Raw genomic sequence first — 14711 nt, 5'->3', positions numbered from 1 at the left:
TGCGGCACCCGCTCCCGGCCGTGGCTCCCGGTCCCGGCGGCCGGTCCCTGAGACGCCACCCAGTTCCCGGGTCAGCCGTCTGCCGGGTCAGCCGTCTGCCGGGTCAGCCGTCTGTCGGGGCGGGCCGGCGGCTCAGAGCCAGCCGTTACGGCGGAAGCCGCGGTACAGCGACACGCACACGGCCGATATCAGGCAGATGACCAGCGGATAGCCGAACCGCCAGTGGAGCTCCGGCATCACGCGGAAGTTCATGCCGTACACCCCGCACACCATGGTCGGCACGGCGATCACCGCGGCCCATGCCGTGATCTTGCGCATGTCCTCGTTCTGCGCCACCGTCACCTGCGCGAGGTGGGCCTGGAGAATCGAGTTCAGCAGTTCGTCGAAGGCGGCTATCTGCTCCTTGGCCCGGGTCTGGTGGTCGAGGACATCCCTGAAGTACGCCTGTATCTCCGCGCCGACCACCTTCATCGGCCGGGCGGAGAGCTCCTCCAGCGGGCGCCCCAGCGGCACGACGGCCCGCTTCAGCTCCAGCAGCTCCCGCTTGAGCTGGTAGATCCGCCCCGGATCGACACGCGCGCCATCCTCCGCGAACACCTCGGCCTCCACCTCGTCGATGTCCTCCTGGAACGAGTCGGTGACGCTCAGGTAGTCGTCGACCACATGGTCCGCGATCGCGTGCAGCACCGCCGCCGGCCCCTTGGCGAGCTGCCCCGGATCGGACTCCAGTTCCTCGCGCAGCGGACCGAGCGAGCCGTGCAGGCCGTGCCGCACGGTGATCACGAAGTCCTCCCCGGTGAACACCATGATCTCGCCGGTGCTGACCACCTCGCTGGTCGCCGTCAGCTTCTCGTGCTCGAGGTAGCACACCGTCTTGAACACCGCGAACAGCGTCTCGCCGTACCGCTCCACCTTCGGGCGCTGATGCGCCTTGACCGTGTCCTCCACCGCCAGCGGGTGCAGGTCGAAGAGGTCCGCGATGCCCGCGAACTCCGCGTCCGTCGGTTCGTGCAGTCCCAGCCAGACGAAACCGTCACGGGCCTTGCGCACCCGCGCCACGGCCTCCACCAGATCACCGGCCTCCGGAACCCGCTCGCCGTCCTGGTAGGCCACGCAGTTCACCACGGAGGAGCCCAGCGGCGACCGGGCGGGATGGCTCAGGTCGACCCGGCGCCGCCCTCGGGCCAGCCGAGCCACCTTCCGCAGATTCCCCGCCATGGACATCCGGATCTCCTCGCGTGCACCTTTTGCCGCCTGGTCGAGCCAGTTTGCCAGGCCCACGTGAGCGCCGGGTAAGCCTGTGGAAACCGCACATTCCGCTTTGTTCCCGCCTGTGGACGGGCACGGCAGGCGCCGGGGAAGGCTGGGATGATCCCGGTATGACGCACAGCGACGGGCATCCGGACGGGCCTTCCGGCGCGGACACCGACCAGGACAAGGACGGGAACGAGGGCGGCCGGGACGCGGGTCAGCCCGAGAGCCGGGGCGAGGGGCGACGCGAGGGGCGGCGCGAAGGCCCGGGTGGAGGCCGATATCTGCTCGAGAACCGGCAGACCGAGGCCGGCGAGCGCTTCGACGCCTTCGCGACCCTCTTCGATCCCACGACGTTCCGTCACTTCGAAGGAATCGGCGTCGGACCAGGATGGCGCTGCTGGGAGGTCGGCGCCGGCGGCACCTCCGTCGTCTCCTGGCTGGCCGAGCGGGTCGGCCCCACCGGCATGGTCGTCGCGACCGACATCGACACCTCACTGGTCGCCGAGGCCGCCCGTCCGCCGGTGGAGGTGAGAGTGCACGACGTGGGCGCCGAGGAGCCGCCGGGCGAGGGCTTCGACCTCGTGCACGCCCGGCTCGTCCTGGTCCACGTGCCGGACCGGGAACGGGCGCTGCGGTCGATGATCAAGGCACTGCGCCCCGGCGGACGGCTGCTGCTGGAGGACGCCGACCCCGCCCTCCAGCCCCTGCTCTGCCCGGACGAACACGGCGCGGCGGAGGAACTGGCCAATCGGCTGCGCCGCGGCTTCCGCCGCCTGCTGGCCGACCGTGGCGCCGACCTGTCCTACGGCCGCAGACTCCCGCGCCTGCTGCGCGAGGCAGGCCTGCGCCAGGTGGAGGCCGACGCCTACTTCCCGGTCACCTCCCCGGCCTGCAGCGCCCTGGAGTCGGCCACGGTCCGGCAGATCCGCACCCGCCTCGTCACCGCGTGCCTGGCCACCGACGAGGAGATCGACCAGCACCTGGCCAACGTGGCCTCCGGCACCATGGACCTGACCACAGCACCGATGATCTCCGCTTGGGGCACCAAGCCGTAGCACCTGAGCCGCCGACCGGAAGGTCACCGGCTCTCGGAGGCATCGGAACGCCACCGGGCTCTCGGAGGCCTCCCGCCCACCCGCGCCACCGCCAGCGCGCCCGCCGCACATCCCCGGGCTGCCGCGGCCCCGGGGGCGGCTCCGGCCAGAAGGGCGGCTAGGAAGGCGCCGGTGAAGGCGTCGCCCGCGCCGGTGGTGTCCCGCGCGGTGGCAGGCACCGCGGGTACGTGGGCGTGGACGGCACCCGCGTGTGCCACCCGTGCCCCGGCGGCGCCCTGCTTCATGACCACGAGCGGGACGTGGCGGCTCAGCTCGGCCGCCGCGTCCGCCGGGTCGGGCAGGCCCGTCAGCAGGCAGGCCTCGTCGCGGCTCGGCAGCAGCACGTCCACCCCCTCGATGAGGGCGAGGAACCGGTCCACGCCCAGCGTGACGAGGAACCCGGCCGACGCGGGATCCAGGCTCACCGGCACGCCACGCGCGCGGGCCGCCGCGACGGCGCTCGCCACCACCGCCCGGCCCGTACCGGAGAACAGCAGGTAGCCCGACAGGTGCAGCCGGGCCACCCCGTCGAGCAGCGCGTCGGACCAGTCACCCGCCTCAAGGCGCAGCGACGCCCCGCTGTCCGTGAGGAACGTGCGCTCGGCCGCCGCCGAGGAGTCGACGAGGCAGACCACCGTCCCGGTCGGCGCCCCGGGATCGACGACCAGATGGGGGCGCACGCCCGAGGCGACCAGCGCCCGTTCGTGCCAGGCCGCCGACTCCGCGCCCACCCGCCCCAGCAGCCGGACCTCCTGGCACCCGCTGTGGGCCGCCCAGCAGGCCACGTTGGCCCCCGCCCCGCCGGGCAGCATCCGGACCGCGGCGGAGGTGTCGGTGCCGGTCGCAAGAGGGCCGCGATGCCGCACGACGACATCCGTCACGACGTCCCCGACCACCAGCAGCGCCCCACCCCCGCCGTCCGTCACGGCAGGGCCCGTCACGGCAGGGCCCACGCCGCCGCGATCAGCGCCGCCAGCCGTACGTTGCCGCGCACCGCCGCCAGGTTGGCGCGCAGCGAGGCGCCGTCGGTGTGCCGCACCAGGTAGTCGAGCAGGAACGGGGTGACCGCCTGCCCCGTGACGCCCTCCTCCTCGCACGCGTGCAGCGCGTCGGCGAGCACACGCGCGTGCAGTTCGGGATCCAACTGCTCCTGCGGCGGCACCGGGTTGGCGACGATCAGCGCCGACTCCGGCGCCCGCAGCGCGTTCTGCGCCCGCATCACCGCGGCCACGTCCTCCGGCGTCCGCAGTGTCCAGTCCACCGGATGACCGGAGTCGGACAGATAGAACCCGGGGAAGCGGTCCGTGCCGTACCCGGCCACCGCGACCCCCAGCGTCTCCAGCCGCTGCAACGTCGCCGGCACGTCCAGGATCGACTTGACCCCGGCGCACACGACCGTGATCCGTGTGCGCGCCAGCAGTCCGAGGTCGGCGGACTCGTCCTGCGTCGCCGTCCACTCGCGGTGCACTCCGCCCAGCCCGCCCGTGGCGAACACACGGATGCCCGCCAGCGAGGCCAGCAGCGCCGTCCCCGACACCGTGGTCGCCCCGCTCGCCCCCGCGGCCATCGCGAGCGGCAGGTCGCGATGGCCGAGCTTGCGCATCCCCTCCTCGTTCGCGACCCGCTCCAACTGCCCCTTGTCCAGGCCGACGTGAGGGTGGCCGTTCAGCACCGCGATGGTCGCGGGCACGGCGCCCTCCTGCCGTACCGCGTCCTCAAGCTCCAGCGCCACCTGGAGATTGCGCGGGCGCGGCAGCCCATGGGCGATGATCGTGGACTCCAGGGCCACCACGGGACGACGCGCGGCCAGCGCCTCCCGCACCTCTTCGGACACCACCAGCACGTGCCTGCCTCCCGTCTGTTGCGCTCTCCCCTCATCTCTGGCGGGTGCCGCACCGGGCCAAACCCTTGCGGCCCGTCCCGCGAGGCCCAGCCTGGGACGCATGCGAGGCGTCCTTCCCCTCCGTACGCCTGACCGAGGAGACGATCCTCGACCTCGCCCCGCTCGACATGGCCGAACGCATGAGCATGGTCCCCGGCGCGGCGGGCAGCGCGGGCCACCCCGTTCGAGGTCCGGCACTACGACTGGCGCACGCGCGGTGACCAGCGCACGCGCGGTCCGGCACCACGAGAAGGGCACACCCGGCCAGGTACTACGAGCAGCGCGCCTCGCGCCCGTAGGGCAGTGCGCCTCGCGCCCGGCGCCTCAGAACAGCGGCTCGGGCAGCACGCCTTCCAGCGCGAGCAGCCTGCGCTTGGCCTCCAGGCCGCCGCCGAAGCCGCCGATGCCCCCGTCGCTCTCGACGACCCGGTGACACGGCACGACCACCGGCAGCGGATTGGCGCCCATCGCCGCGCCCACCGCCTGGGCGGCACCCGGCTGCCCCACCCGGTCGGCCAGATCGCCGTACCCGACGACCGTGCCGTACGGCACTCCCGACGCCAGTTCGCGCAGCACCTGCCGGTTGAAGCCCGAGATCAGAGACCAGTCCAGCGGCAGTTCGAAGTCCTGCCGCTCGCCCGCGAAGTACGCCCGCACCTGGCGTATCGCCTCCGCGAGCAGCGGGGAGTCGGGCGCCTCGACCGGCTCGGTGCCCAGCCGGGACGCCAGCCGGTCCAGCGCGCGCTCCCGTATCGCGTCAGTGGCGTGGAAGACGACGTTGACCAGGCCCTCGGGGGTCGCGGCCAGCAGCAGGGGGCCGATGCCGGTACCGACGACGGCCCACACGACCCGCTGCTCGTCCGGTACGACCCGATGTTCGTCCTGCTCGTGGTTGTCCATGCGATTACGGTACGGCCCGCCACTGACAACGCCCTCCGACCTGCACCGCCGCGGGACCAGACGGTCTCGGGCGATGAGGCGGTCTCAAGCGATCAGGCGGTCTTGAGCGCCCTGCGTACCACTTCCGGCTTGTTGGTGATGATGCCGTCCACGCCGAAGCCGGCGACGGTCCGGGCACTGGCGGCGTTGTTGACCGTCCAGGTGAAGATCCCCAGCGGGACGCCGTGCGGCCCTCGGTGCGCACGGACGGCCGCCGCGTAGTCCGCCGACAGCGTGCGGTAGGAGGGGTTGATCAGGTCCACGAAGGCCGCGTACCGGTGCAGGTCCGCCGTGTCCGGGCGGCCGAGGAAAGCGGTGCGGACGGCGGGCTTCAGCGCGTGCACGGTCCGCACGCTGTTGGCGCTGAAGCTCTGCACGATCAGTCGGCTCGCCAGGTGCCGGTGGTCGAGCCAGCCGTCGTTGGCGAGCACCTTGAGGGTCTGTGCCTCGATCCCCGGATACAGCTTTGGGTTCTTGATCTCCAGGAGCAGCTTCTCGTGGTTGCGTTCGAGCCGGCGCATGTACTGGTCGAGCGTCGGCACGCGCGTGCCCGCGAACTTGGGGGAGAACCAGCTGCCCGCGTCCAGGCGGGCGATCTCGGCGGCGGTGAAGTCCTTCACCTTCCATGGGGCCCGGCCGGGAAAGACCTGCTCGACGTTGGTCGTCCGCTCCAGGGTGGCGTCGTGGATGACCACGAGCTTGCCGTCCTTGGTGCGCTGGACGTCGTTCTCCACCCAGGAGAAGCCGAGCGCCGCCGCCTTGTCGATGGCGGGCAGCGTGTTCTCCGGGGCGTGGGCGGAGGCACCCCGGTGGGCGACGACCGCGGGCTGCGGCCGGTGGGCCTCCGCGGCCCGTACCTCCGAGCCGGGCAGGAACAGGACGGCGACCGCCGCCAGGGCGGTGGCCAGGGCGGCGACTGCGCGCGCGTGCATACGTACTCCTCGCGACAAATGATCACAGATAGCACAAGAGTGACAGCACAGAGTCAACGAGGCGCTCGAGGAAGAGCCACGGGTGGAGTCACGGACCACACGGAACCGACCGTGCTCGCTCACGGGTGCCGCACATCTGCGACGAGGCCGTGCTTCTTTGCCGGAAAGTCGTTCGGCCATTCCGGTGGCAGTCATACTCTCAGCGTCAACCTTGACCGCGTGGCGGTCCTGGGACGGGGGGCATTCACGATTTCCGGGACTTCAAGAGGGCGGAAGGGCGACCGCGCATGCACGGCACCGTCGACGGATTCAGCTACGGGCTCGTCACCCCGCTGGTGGCCTGTCTCATGGCCTGCCTCGGTGGGGCCCTCGGTCTGCGCTGCACCACCCGCGCCCTGCTCGTCGCGCGCTCCTGGCGCCCCGGCTGGCTCGCCCTCGGCTCGGCCGCGATCGGCTCGGGCATCTGGACGATGCACTTCGTCGCGATGACCGGCTTCACCGTCGAAGAGGCGTCGATCGGCTACGACCGGCCGACGACGTACGCGAGCCTCGCCGTCGCCATCATCATGACAGGGATCGGGATCTTCATCGTCGGCTACCGGGGTGCGACCGGCTCCGCTCTGTTCACCGGCGGCACGATCACCGGGCTCGGCGTCGCCAGCATGCACTATCTGGGCATGGCCGGGATGCGGCTCGACGGCACGCTCGAGTACAACACCCTCACCGTCGCGGCTTCCGTGGTCATCGCCGTCGTCGCCGCGACCGCGGCCCTCTGGGCGGCCGGGCGGGCGAAAGGGTTCCTCTGGAGCGTCGGCGCCAGCCTCGTCATGGGTCTCGCCGTCGTCGGCATGCACTACACGGGCATGGCCGCCCTCAGCGTCCACCTGCACGAAACGAGCGGCGCCACCACCGGCGAGTCGTCGGCCGCCCTGCTCACGCCGATGCTGATCGGTCCGCTCGTCTTCCTGCTGCTCGCCGGTGCCGTCGTGCTGTTCGACCCGCTGATGATCACGGGCAGGTCCGACTGGACCCCGGCCGAGCACAAGCCGGGCGTGCCGGCGCGTGAACTTGTCGCCCATTCCGCCGGGTGTCCCCCGGCCGGCGCCCACGGCGATCCCGGCCGTGAGACGGTCCGCGAACGCCCCCGCGTTCCGCAGAACCGCTGATCGGGACCCGTTGTCAGTGGCGGGTCGTACGGTGGATGTCATGCGGCCCGTCTCTCACATCGAACGCACGGTGGCGCCCTTCGAGGTCGTCAGCCCGTACCAGCCCAGCGGCGACCAGCCGCAGGCCATCGCCGAACTCGCCCAGCGCATCGAGGCGGGGGAGCCGGACGTCGTCCTGCTCGGCGCCACCGGCACCGGAAAGTCCGCCACCACGGCGTGGATGATCGAGAAGCTGCAGCGACCGACCCTCGTCATGGCGCCGAACAAGACGCTCGCCGCCCAGCTGGCCAACGAGTTTCGCGAACTGCTGCCGAACAACGCGGTCGAATACTTCGTCTCGTACTACGACTACTACCAGCCCGAGGCCTACGTCCCGCAGTCGGACACCTACATCGAGAAGGACTCCTCGATCAACGAGGAGGTCGAGCGCCTGCGCCACTCGGCGACCAACTCACTGCTCACCCGTCGCGACGTCGTCGTGGTCGCCTCCGTCTCCTGCATCTACGGCCTGGGCACCCCGCAGGAGTACGTGGACCGCATGGTGCCCCTCCGGATCGGCGACGAGATCGACCGTGACGAGCTGCTGCGCCGCTTCGTGGACATCCAGTACACGCGCAACGACATGGCCTTCACCCGCGGCACCTTCCGGGTGCGCGGCGACACCATCGAGATCTTCCCGGTCTACGAGGAGCTGGCCGTCCGTATCGAGATGTTCGGCGACGAGATCGAGGCGCTGTCGACCCTGCACCCCCTCACCGGCGAGATCATCAGCGACGACCAGCAGCTGTACGTCTTCCCGGCCTCGCACTACATCGCCGGCCCCGAGCGCATGGAGCGGGCGGTCAGGGGCATCGAGAAGGAGCTCGAGGAGCGCCTGGCCGAGCTGGAGAAGCAGGGCAAGCTGCTGGAGGCCCAGCGACTGCGGATGCGCACCACCTACGACATCGAGATGCTCCGCCAGATCGGCACCTGCTCCGGCGTGGAGAACTACTCGATGCACTTCGACGACCGCGCGCCCGGCACCCCGCCCAACACCCTGCTCGACTACTTCCCGGACGACTTCCTGCTCGTCATCGACGAGTCGCACGTCACCGTGCCCCAGATCGGCGCGATGTACGAGGGTGACGCCTCCCGCAAGCGCACCCTCGTCGAGCACGGCTTCCGGCTGCCGTCCGCCCTGGACAACCGCCCGCTGAAGTGGGAGGAGTTCCAGAAGCGCATCGGACAGACGGTGTACCTGTCGGCGACGCCGGGCACGTACGAGCTGTCCCGCTCGGACGGGCAGGTCGAGCAGATCATCCGCCCCACCGGCCTGGTCGACCCGCAGGTCGTCGTCAAGCCCACCGAGGGCCAGATCGACGACCTGGTGCACGAGATCCGCGGGCGCGTGGAGAAGGACGAGCGTGTCCTGGTCACCACGCTGACCAAGAAGATGGCCGAGGACCTGACGGACTACTTCCTGGAACTCGGCATCCAGGTGCGCTACCTGCACAGCGACGTCGACACCCTGCGCCGGATCGAGTTGCTGCGCGAGCTGCGCAGCGGCGAGTTCGACGTCCTGGTCGGCATCAACCTGCTGCGCGAGGGCCTCGACCTGCCCGAGGTGTCACTGGTGGCGATCCTCGACGCCGACAAGGAGGGCTTCCTGCGCTCGGGCACCTCACTGATCCAGACCATCGGCCGCGCGGCGCGCAACGTCTCCGGCCAGGTCCACATGTACGCCGACAAGATCACCCCGGCGATGGAGAAGGCCATCGAGGAGACCAACCGCCGCCGGGAGAAGCAGATCGCGTACAACAAGGCGAAAGGCATCGACCCGCAGCCGCTGCGCAAGAAGATCAACGACATCGTCGCGCAGATCGCCCGCGAGGAGGTCGACACCGAGCAGCTGCTCGGCTCCGGGTACCGCAAGGGGAAGGACGGCAAGGGCGCGAAGACCCCCGTGCCGTCCCGCGGCGAGAACGGCGCCAAGGCCGCCGGTGCCGCAAAGCCGGCCAAATCCGCCAAGTCCGCCAAGGGCAAGGCGAAGGAGACGGTGCCCACCGACCGTCCCGCCGCCGAACTCGCCGAGCAGATCGAGGAGATGACGGAGCGGATGCGCGCCGCCGCCGCCGACCTCCAGTTCGAGGTCGCGGCCCGGTTGCGCGACGAGGTCGCGGAGATGAAGAAGGAACTGCGTCAGATGCGCGAGGCGGGGCTGTCCTGACCGACTGCGCTGTGTTGCAAGACCGACACAAAGTGCGGACCCGTGTGCGGCGGCGCCACTGCCGCTGCGTAGGGTTCTTGGCAGCCGCGGTACCGGCGGCGACAGGGGCGTAGCTCGAGAGGGGAATCAGCCGTGACCGTCAACTTGACCAAGGGTCAGGCCATCAGTCTGCAGAAGAACGACGGGGGCAGCCTGACCGCGGTCCGTATGGGTCTCGGCTGGCAGGCGGCTCCGCGCCGGGGCCTGTTCGGCTCGCGCACGCGCGAGATCGACCTCGACGCCTCCGCCGTGCTCTTCGCCGAGAAGCAGCCGGTCGACGTCGTCTTCTTCCGCCACCTGGTGAGCGACGACGGCTCCGTGCGCCACACCGGCGACAACCTGGTCGGCGGCGCGGGCCAGGGCGGCGACGACGAGTCGATCCTCGTCGACCTCCAGCGCGTCCCGGTCCACATCGACCAGATCGTCTTCACCGTGAACTCCTTCACGGGCCAGACCTTCCAGGAGGTGCAGAACGCGTTCTGCCGCCTGGTCGACGAGACCAACGGCCAGGAGCTCGCCCGCTACACCCTCGCCGGCGGTGGCAACTACACCGCCCAGATCATGGCGAAGGTGCACCGCGTGAACGGCGCCTGGACGATGACGGCCCTCGGCGCCCCCGCCAACGGCCGCACCTTCCAGGACCTGATGCCGACGATCCTGCCGCACCTGTAGAACGGCCCGAACGGTTCGGATTGTCCGGACGGTCGGCGGGCGACAGCACATGACACCAGGGGGACGAAGGCGATGACGGCCGAGCTGGTGCGGGGGCAGAACCACCCGCTCTCCGAGGTCCGCCTGGAGATCCGGATCTCGGCCGGCTGTCCGGTCGTGGCTGCGGCCACGCTCAGCGACGACAGCGGCAGGGCGCGGGGCGCCGAGTGGGTGGTGCACCCCGGCGCTCCCGTCCTGCCCGGTCTGGAGGTCTCGCGCCAGGCAGCCGCCGACCACCGGCTCGCCGTCGACCTGGGCGCCATGCCCGAGGCGGTGCACCGCGTCGACGTGCTGCTGGCCCTGCCCGCCGCGGGTGGGGGCCCGACCCGGTTCGGCGCGGTCGCCGCCCCCTTCGTCGCGGTCACCGGCCCGGACGGCACCGAACTCGCCAGCTATACGATCACCGGCCTGGACGCCGAGTCCGCCGTGATCGCGATGGAGCTGTACCGCCGCCAGGACGCCTGGAAAGTGCGCGCCGTCGGCCAGGGCTACGCGGGCGGCCTCACCGAACTTCTCAGCGACCTGGGGCTGACCCAGGCCGCTGAACTGGCCACCGCCACCGAGGAGGCGGTGGCCGAGGGACTGGCCCGCTCGGTGGCGGCACCCCCGCCCCGCACGACGGATGAAGCCCGTTCCCCCCAGGCCTCCGCGCCGCCCCGGCCGAACCCCGCTGCTTCCGTTTCCTCCCACGAGGGTTCTTCCCACGAGGGACAGGTCTCCGGGACCGCCGGGCCCTCGGCGCCGCAGCCCGCGGGCCCAGGAGGATCCGGAGGCGGGACCCCCGCGGCCGGACCAACGACATCGGTGCCCGCGGGCGGAACCATCGACTACCGGCACCCGCGGCGACAGCCCGCACCCCCGCCCGCACAGCCCGCACCCCCGTCCGGACAGCCCGCACCCCCGCCCCGGCAGCCTTCGGCCCTGTCCGGACAGCCCGCGGCGCCGCCGGCCGCACCGGCCGCGAGTCCCGGCCACGACGGGCAGCCCGCGCGGCCCGTCGCGGGGGACGCGACCGGGTGGTCGATGGAGGAGCGGCTCTACAACCAGGTCTGGGGGATGTTCGAGGACCTGGCCCGCACCACGGCCGCCTACCGCAGTGCCGTCGACTTCGCCGAGTCGCGCATGGAGAAGGAGCTGGACCAGGTCCTGTCCGACCCGCGCAGCCGCATCGGCGGTCAGGGCGATGCCGCCCGGGAGGCGGCCCGTGCCAAGCACGCGCGGCTCGTCGACCAGGCCAGGGCGTCGCTCGACAGAGACCTGGCCCAGCTCACCGACGAGTCCGAGGTCGTCGAGCCGGCCCTGCCAGCGGCGTACGCCCGGTGGGACAACCCGGTCTGGCACGGCTACCGCGTGCCGATGGAGATCCCCATGGCGGTACGCCTCGGCGATCTCCACCTGCCCGAGGACCCGTCCCTGCGCATCCCCATGCTGATCCGGCTGCCGCTGGAGCGCGGCCTGTGGATCGACAGCGGCCGCTGGGCGTCCCCCGACGAATCCTTCGCGGACGCGGGCGAACGGCGCCTCCTGGCGATGGAGACGGCCGTGGCGCACGCGGCCCGGCTGATCGCCGTCTACCCGGCGGGCGAGTTCGGCGTCCACGTCATCGACCCGGCCGGATCCGGAGCGCAGGCACTCGCGCCCCTGGTGCGCACGGGCGTGCTCGCGGGGCCGCCCGCGGCCGGCGCCGCCGGGGTCGCCGATGTCCTGAGCCGGCTCACCCAGCGGGTCGACCTGGTGCAGATGGCCGTGCGCGGGGGCGCGCCGGACGCGCTGCCGCCCGGCTTCGACGCCGCCGAACAGTTGCTGATCGTCAACGACTTCCCGCACGGATTCGACGACCGCGCCGTGACCCAGTTGCGCTACCTCGCCGACGAGGGCCCGGCCGTGGGTGTCCACCTGATGATGGTCGCCGACCGCGAGGACGCCGCCGCCTACGGCCCGTTGCTCGACCCGCTGTGGCGTTCGCTGATGCGACTGACTTCGGTGCCCGACGACCACCTCGCCGACCCCTGGGTCGGACACGCCTGGACGTACGAGCCGCCGGTGGTGCCGCCGGGCAGCCAGGTGCTCCAACTGGTGCTCACCGAGGTCGCGGCGGCCCGGCGCGACGGGAACCGTTGAGCGGTCCCGACCGGGGCCTCGGTCGCCTCAGTCGTCGCGACTGGAACCGCTGAGCCCGGGTACACCACCCCTTCCCAAGGAATCGCAAACCCCTCTGACCTGCAACTTTGATCTTTTCTTTGCCTTTCTCTTTACCATTCCTTGGGGTTCGGGTACCGTTTTGTCCTGTGAATGTCTCGTTGTCCCTGTGGGTCCTGACCATCATCGGCCTGGCCGCCCTGATCGCCGTCGACTTCTTCATCGGCCGCAAACCCCATGACGTGTCGATCAAGGAAGCCGGGATCTGGACGGCCGTCTGGGTCGTCCTGGCCGGTCTCTTCGGGCTCGGTCTGCTCGTCTTCGGCGGCGGCCGCCCGGCCGGCGAGTTCTTCGCCGGCTTCATCACCGAGAAGTCGCTGAGCGTCGACAACCTCTTCGTCTTCGTCCTGATCATGGCCAAGTTCGCCGTGCCGTCGCAGTACCAGCGACGGGTGCTGATGATCGGCGTCCTCATAGCCCTGGTGCTGCGGGCCGGCTTCATCGCCGCCGGAGCCGCGATCATCGCGAGCTTCTCGTGGGTGTTCTTCCTCTTCGGCGCCTTCCTGATCTGGACCGCCTGGAAGCTCATCAAGGAGGCCCGCTCCGGCGGGGACGAGGAAGAGGACTTCGAGGAGAACAAGCTGCTCAAGGCCGCCGAGCGCCGCTTCGGCGTGGCCGACCGCTACCACGGCACCCGGCTGTGGATCCGGCAGAACGGCAAGCGGGTGATGACGCCGATGCTGGTCGTGATGCTCGCGATCGGCACCACCGACATCCTGTTCGCCCTCGACTCCATCCCCGCGATCTTCGGCCTCACCCAGGACCCGTACATCGTCTTCACCGCCAACGCCTTCGCGCTGATGGGCCTCCGGCAGTTGTACTTCCTGATAGGCGGCCTGCTCAAGAAGCTGGTCCACCTGTCCTACGGCCTGTCGGTGATCCTCGGCTTCATCGGCGTCAAGCTGGTGCTGCACGCGCTGCACGAGTCCGGCGTGCATGTCCCCGAGATCAGCATCCCGGTCTCCCTCGGCGTGATCTGCGCGGTTCTGGCCGTCACCACCGTCACCAGCCTGCTGGCCGCCCGGAAGCAGGCCGCGAAGGAGGTGCGGGAGACGGAGGCACGGGAGGCGGGCCACGAGGACGCGGCGAAGGACCGGGTCGATGCGTGAGCGTGAGCGGGAGCACACCCGGCCCCTCATCGCGCATGCGATCGTTCCGGGACTCTGCGACGATCGCAGCATGATCACGCGGCTCAGGGGACTCTTGACGGCGTGGACGATCATCGTGCCGGTTCTCGCGGTCGTCCTGCTGATCCTCACCTGGGGGCGGTCCCTGCCCGGCGCGGTCGTCGGCGTGGTCACCCTGGTCCTCGCCGGCTCGGTCCTGGCCGCGGTGCACCACGCGGAGGTGGTCGCCCACCGGGTCGGAGAACCCTTCGGCTCCCTGGTCCTCGCGATCGCCGTCACCGTCATCGAGGTCGCGCTCATCGTGACCTTGATGGCGGACGGCGGCGACAAGTCCTCGACGCTCGCCAGGGACACGGTGTTCGCGGCCGTGATGATCACCTGCAACGGCGTGGTCGGACTCAGTCTGCTGGTCGGCTCCCTGCGTCACGGCACGGCCGTCTTCAACGCCGAGGGCACCGGCGCCGCGCTCGCCACCGTGGCGACCTTGGCCACGCTCAGCCTGGTCCTCCCGACGTTCACCACCACCCAGCCGGGACCGCAGTTCTCCGGAGTCCAGCTCACCTTCGCCGCGATCTCCTCACTCGTCCTGTACGGCCTGTTCGTGACCACCCAGACCGTGCGGCACCGCGACTACTTCCTGCCGATCACCCGGCAGGGCGAGGTGATCACCTCCGAGGACCACGCGGCGGCACCGTCCACCCGCACCGCCTGGATCAGCGTGGGACTGCTGGGCCTGGCCCTGGTCGGCGTGGTCGGACTGGCCAAGGGCGTGTCGCCCACCGTCGAGTCAGCGGTGGAGTCCGCAGGTCTGCACCACGCGGTCGTCGGCGTGATCATCGCCCTGCTCGTGCTGCTGCCCGAGACCATCGCCGCGCTGCGCTCCGCCCGGCGCGACCGGGTGCAGACCAGCCTCAACCTCGCGCTGGGATCAGCGATGGCCAGCATCGGCCTGACCATCCCCGCCGTCGCGCTGGCGTCGCTGTGGCTGTCCGGGCCGCTCGTCCTCGGCCTCGGTCCCACTCACATGCTGCTGCTCCTGCTCACCGTGGTGGTCAGTTCGCTGACCGTGGTGCCGGGACGGGCCACGCCACTCCAGGGCGGTGTCCATCTGGTGATCTTCGCGGCCTATCTGGAGCTGGCGATCAACCCCTAGGCGAACCGG

Annotated in this window: 12 protein-coding genes; 7 read left to right on the top strand and 5 right to left on the bottom strand. The window is 71.0% G+C overall.

What is annotated here, in order from left to right; genetic code table 11:
• Positions 1–132: 132 nt before the first annotated feature.
• A complete protein-coding gene (locus tag ACIQMV_RS02460; RefSeq protein ID WP_402590524.1) occupies positions 133–1224 on the bottom strand; it encodes a magnesium and cobalt transport protein CorA in 1092 nt (363 codons plus the stop codon).
• Positions 1225–1379: 155 nt separating this feature from the next.
• On the opposite strand from ACIQMV_RS02460, the gene ACIQMV_RS02455 reads away from it, so the two are divergent.
• Positions 1380–2309 carry a methyltransferase domain-containing protein gene (locus tag ACIQMV_RS02455; RefSeq protein WP_402590522.1) on the top strand — a complete coding sequence of 310 codons (930 nt, stop codon included), beginning with the start codon at positions 1380–1382 and terminating at the stop codon, positions 2307–2309.
• A 23-nt stretch (positions 2310–2332) separates the two neighbouring features.
• Here ACIQMV_RS02455 and ACIQMV_RS02450 read toward each other — a convergent pair whose 3' ends face one another.
• The 4 genes from ACIQMV_RS02450 to ACIQMV_RS02435 form a co-directional block, all read right to left on the bottom strand.
• Entirely contained in the window at positions 2333–3289 is a 957-nt protein-coding gene (locus ACIQMV_RS02450) for a carbohydrate kinase family protein (RefSeq protein WP_402590520.1), read from the bottom strand.
• Positions 3286–4191 (bottom strand): pseudouridine-5'-phosphate glycosidase, encoded by a 906-nt coding sequence (locus ACIQMV_RS02445; RefSeq protein WP_402590518.1) that lies wholly within the window; start codon positions 4189–4191, stop codon positions 3286–3288. Before ACIQMV_RS02445 ends, ACIQMV_RS02450 begins: the two co-directional genes overlap by 4 nt.
• 363 nt (positions 4192–4554) lie before the next feature.
• Positions 4555–5130: a methylated-DNA--[protein]-cysteine S-methyltransferase gene (locus ACIQMV_RS02440; protein WP_402590516.1), complete on the bottom strand. Its 576-nt coding sequence runs from the start codon at positions 5128–5130 to the stop codon at positions 4555–4557.
• 92 nt (positions 5131–5222) lie between these two features.
• Positions 5223–6101 (bottom strand): glycerophosphodiester phosphodiesterase, encoded by an 879-nt coding sequence (locus ACIQMV_RS02435; RefSeq protein ID WP_402590514.1) that lies wholly within the window; start codon positions 6099–6101, stop codon positions 5223–5225.
• A gap of 287 nt (positions 6102–6388) precedes the next feature.
• Between ACIQMV_RS02435 and ACIQMV_RS02430 the strand changes: the two genes are divergently transcribed.
• The 6 genes from ACIQMV_RS02430 to ACIQMV_RS02405 all read left to right on the top strand — a co-directional run bounded on the left by ACIQMV_RS02430 (position 6389) and on the right by ACIQMV_RS02405 (position 14702).
• Positions 6389–7267: an MHYT domain-containing protein gene (locus tag ACIQMV_RS02430; RefSeq protein WP_402590512.1), complete on the top strand. Its 879-nt coding sequence runs from the start codon at positions 6389–6391 to the stop codon at positions 7265–7267.
• Between the two features lie 40 nt (positions 7268–7307).
• Positions 7308–9473 carry an excinuclease ABC subunit UvrB gene (gene uvrB, locus ACIQMV_RS02425; RefSeq protein WP_402590510.1) on the top strand — a complete coding sequence of 722 codons (2166 nt, stop codon included), beginning with the start codon at positions 7308–7310 and terminating at the stop codon, positions 9471–9473.
• 132 nt (positions 9474–9605) lie between these two features.
• Positions 9606–10184 (top strand): TerD family protein, encoded by a 579-nt coding sequence (locus ACIQMV_RS02420; RefSeq protein ID WP_141361975.1) that lies wholly within the window; start codon positions 9606–9608, stop codon positions 10182–10184.
• A 72-nt stretch (positions 10185–10256) separates the two neighbouring features.
• Positions 10257–12344: a TerD family protein gene (locus ACIQMV_RS02415; protein WP_402590508.1), complete on the top strand. Its 2088-nt coding sequence runs from the start codon at positions 10257–10259 to the stop codon at positions 12342–12344.
• A 167-nt stretch (positions 12345–12511) separates the two neighbouring features.
• On the top strand, positions 12512–13531 hold the full coding sequence (locus ACIQMV_RS02410; protein ID WP_141361979.1) for a TerC/Alx family metal homeostasis membrane protein: 1020 nt from the start codon (positions 12512–12514) through the stop codon (positions 13529–13531).
• A gap of 70 nt (positions 13532–13601) precedes the next feature.
• The gene (locus ACIQMV_RS02405; protein WP_141366768.1) at positions 13602–14702 is read left to right on the top strand and encodes a calcium:proton antiporter; all 1101 of its coding nucleotides are present in this window, start codon (positions 13602–13604) and stop codon (positions 14700–14702) included.
• Positions 14703–14711: the final 9 nt, after the last annotated feature.

It is taken from the genome of Streptomyces sp. NPDC091412 (genome assembly GCF_044756885.1).
GTDB lineage: Bacteria > Actinomycetota > Actinomycetes > Streptomycetales > Streptomycetaceae > Streptomyces.
The sequence above is the reverse complement of the archived record's forward strand: the minus strand, read 5'-3'. Positions and strand labels throughout refer to the sequence as shown.